This is a genomic window from Ferrimicrobium sp. (assembly GCF_027364955.1).
GTDB lineage: Bacteria > Actinomycetota > Acidimicrobiia > Acidimicrobiales > Acidimicrobiaceae > Ferrimicrobium.
The window spans coordinates 1-755 of sequence record NZ_DAHXOI010000077.1 but is presented as its reverse complement, the minus strand read 5'-3'; the positions used below and the strand labels follow the sequence as shown (position 1 = coordinate 755).

The window sequence follows — 755 nt, the reverse complement described above, 5'->3', positions numbered from 1 at the left end:
ACTTTCCCCCCCCCCTCTTTTTTTTCGCTAGAAAAATTTTTTTTTCTTTTTTCGGCTTCAAGGGTAGGTGCTGGAGCCTGTCTGGCAATCCCAGATGAAGAGGCTCTTTTCACGGATGCAGTTCCTATAGGCTGATTAGGATCAGCTGAGACAGCTGCGTTCCATGCGGCAGTTGGATAAAGTCCTGACAGAAGACCTGTGAACAGGGCAGTTGATCCATAACCAATAAGAGCAGAACCAACGGTTACACTTCTGGAGATTGCACCTTTGAGCAAGATTGCAAGCCCAAGAGCAAGACCTACGATACCTGCACCGATACCTGCAAGACTGGAAATTGATCCAAAACCTTTCAGTTGCTTCATCAGAACTGGTGGAGTTTTCGAAGTGTTTTGGAGGAAGTTCTCAGCCATAGGGATATCTACGAACTGTCTAAGTAAGGCAGTCTGCACGGCACCTATTACTGCACCTGCTGTTGCCGCTCCTGCAATTTTCGCTTCATGAGATACATATAGTGCCATTTTAATTCACCTCAGTATCTCTCGAACTCTGAACCGTAACCAGCCTCAGGGGTAAAAACTCCTCCTGGCATATAGTCATTCACAGAGCCCCCTTCCCATCTTGCGACTGATGCTCTGTGTGTGGCTTCTGCCATTGCTCTCCTCTTCTGCTCCTGAGCCTTTAGCCCAACAGCTATCTGTGGATACGCTGACATTGCTGCTTTTAGATTCTGCATCATTGCACCAGCAGGTTTAGGC

The 755-nt window shown here is 47.5% G+C and carries 2 protein-coding genes; both read right to left on the bottom strand.

Going from position 1 to position 755, the window contains the following annotated elements; all coding sequences use genetic code 11:
* Positions 1-518: hypothetical protein (locus M7Q83_RS14100; protein ID WP_298340273.1), on the bottom strand; the 518-nt coding region annotated here is incomplete at its 3' end.
* An 11-nt stretch (positions 519-529) separates the two neighbouring features.
* On the bottom strand, positions 530-755 hold a 226-nt coding region (locus M7Q83_RS14095; RefSeq protein WP_298340270.1), incomplete at its 5' end, for a hypothetical protein.